We start from the raw sequence: 2511 nt of genomic DNA, 5'->3' as shown, positions 1-2511 counted from the left end.
AAGCCACAAAAGATGCTGGTAAAATTGCAGGTCTTGAAGTTGAGCGTATCATTAACGAACCAACTGCAGCTGCACTGGCATATGGTATTGATAAAGAAGACCAAGACCAAACAATCTTAGTGTATGACCTTGGTGGCGGTACGTTTGACGTATCCATCCTGGACATTGGCGAAGGTACATTTGAAGTTGTATCAACGGCCGGAGATAACCGTCTTGGTGGTGACGATTTTGACCAAGTTATTATCGATCACATGGTTGCAGAATTCAAAAAAGAAAACGGCATCGATCTATCTCAGGATAAAATGGCTAAGCAACGCTTGAAAGATGCAGCTGAAAAAGCGAAGAAAGACCTTTCTGGTGTAGCACAAACTCAAATCTCACTTCCATTCATTACAGCAGGAGAAGCAGGCCCACTTCACTTGGAAATGAACTTGACACGTGCGAAGTTCGAAGAGCTTTCCTCAGACTTGATTGAGCGAAGCATGAAGCCGACTCGCCAAGCAATGAAAGATGCTGGCATGAGCGCTAGCGACATTCATAAAGTTCTTCTTGTGGGTGGTTCTACTCGTATTCCAGCTGTACAAGAAGCGATCAAGAAAGAAGTAGGAAAAGAACCTTCTAAAGGGGTCAACCCTGATGAAGTTGTTGCTCTTGGTGCTTCTATCCAAGGTGGCGTACTTCAAGGTGACGTTAAAGACGTTGTACTTCTAGACGTTACTCCACTTTCTCTTGGTATTGAAACTATGGGTGGCGTGACAACGAAATTGATCGAGCGTAACACAACGATTCCAACAAGTCATTCTCAAGTCTTCTCTACAGCTGCAGATAACCAAACAGCGGTAGACATCCACGTCCTGCAAGGTGAGCGAGAACTAGCACAAGACAACAAAACGCTTGGACGTTTCCAATTGACGGATATTCCACCAGCACCACGTGGTGTACCTCAAATCGAAGTTTCCTTCGATATTGATGCAAACGGTATTGTGAATGTTCGCGCGAAAGATATGGGTACAAACAAAGAACAATCCATTACTATCAAGTCTTCTTCTGGTCTTTCTGACGATGAAGTTGAAGAAATGGTACGTCAAGCGGAAGAAAACGCTGAAGAAGATAAGAAAAAACGTGAAGCGATCGAACTTCGCAACGAAGCTGATCAATTGATCTTCACAACTGATAAGACAATCAAAGATCTTGGAGAGCAAGTCAGTGAAGAAGAGAAACAAAAAGCTGAATCTGCGAAAGAAGAACTTCAAACAGCTCTAGAGGGCGAAGATCTTGATGCGATTAAAGAGAAGAAGGAAGCTTTACAAGAGCAAGTGCAAGCTCTTTCCGTGAAACTTTATGAGCAAGCTCAAGCCCAAGCTGAAGCACAACAAGGTGAAGAAGCTGGCGGTTCTGAAGAAGACGTTGTCGACGCTGACTATGAAGAAGTCAACGAAGACGATAAGAAGTAAGTATAGGTAAGAAAAGCAAAAGTCAAAGTCAGGTTCTTCTTGGCTTTGACTTTTTTCACGTAAAGCCCACCATAAATGGGATTTGCCTCAACCCTATCTCAATGGTAATATAAACGTTATGTAATAGCGCCCGGGAGAGTGATTCACAAGTGAGTAAACGCGATTATTATGAGGTCCTTGGTGTATCAAAGGATGCCTCGAAAGATGAAATAAAGAAAGCTTACCGTAAGCTGGCGCGTAAATATCACCCAGACGTCAGCGAAGAAGAAAATGCTTCAGAGAAATTCAAAGAAGCTAAAGAGGCTTATGAGACATTAAGTGACCAACAGAAACGTGCACAGTACGATCAATTTGGGCATGCAGGTCCAAGTCAAGGCGGCTTCGGCGGTTTTGGCGGAGCTGAAGACTTCGGTGGTTTCGGTGATATTTTCGATATGTTCTTTGGCGGCGGTGGACGCAGGCGTGATCCTAATGCCCCGCGTAAAGGTGCTGATCTTCAATACACGATGACCATGGAATTTGAAGAAGCGATCTTTGGCAAGAGCACTGATATTGAACTGCCTACCGAAGAAGAATGTGAGACCTGTAATGGTTCTGGTGCGAAGCCTGGTACTTCACCTGAAACCTGTTCTCATTGTCAAGGAAGCGGTCAAATCAATCAGGAGCAAAACACTCCATTCGGCCGCGTAGTTAATCGCAGAGTGTGTCACCATTGCCAAGGCAGTGGTAAGATTATTAAAGACAAATGTAATACCTGTGGCGGAGACGGCCGTGTGAAAAGCCGTAAGAAGATTCATCTAGATATTCCGGCTGGAATCGATGATGGTCAGCAAATCCGTGTCCAAGGTAAAGGGGAAGAAGGCGTGAACGGCGGACCTGCAGGTGATTTATTTGTGGTTATCCGCGTACAGCCTCACGAGTTTTTCCAGCGTGAAGGCGACCATATCTTCTGTGAAATTCCCCTGACATTTGCGCAAGCTGCATTAGGTGATGAAATTGAAGTGCCAACTGTTCATGGCAAAGTGAAATTGAAAATTCATGCTGGAACCCAGACAGG

General features: G+C 44.5%; 2 protein-coding genes. Both read left to right on the top strand.

Features of this window, described 5'->3' with window-relative positions; translation table 11 throughout:
• Positions 1 to 1454: molecular chaperone DnaK (dnaK, locus tag LD39_RS08260; protein ID WP_035545086.1), on the top strand; the 1454-nt coding region annotated here is incomplete at its 5' end.
• 149 nt (positions 1455 to 1603) lie between these two features.
• The coding region (gene dnaJ / locus LD39_RS08255) for a molecular chaperone DnaJ (protein WP_035545083.1) at positions 1604 to 2511 on the top strand (908 nt) is incomplete at its 3' end.

Source organism: Halobacillus sp. BBL2006, from assembly GCF_000786645.1.
Classification (GTDB): domain Bacteria; phylum Bacillota; class Bacilli; order Bacillales; family Halobacillaceae; genus Halobacillus.
This window is presented reverse-complemented; position numbering and strand designations above follow the sequence as displayed.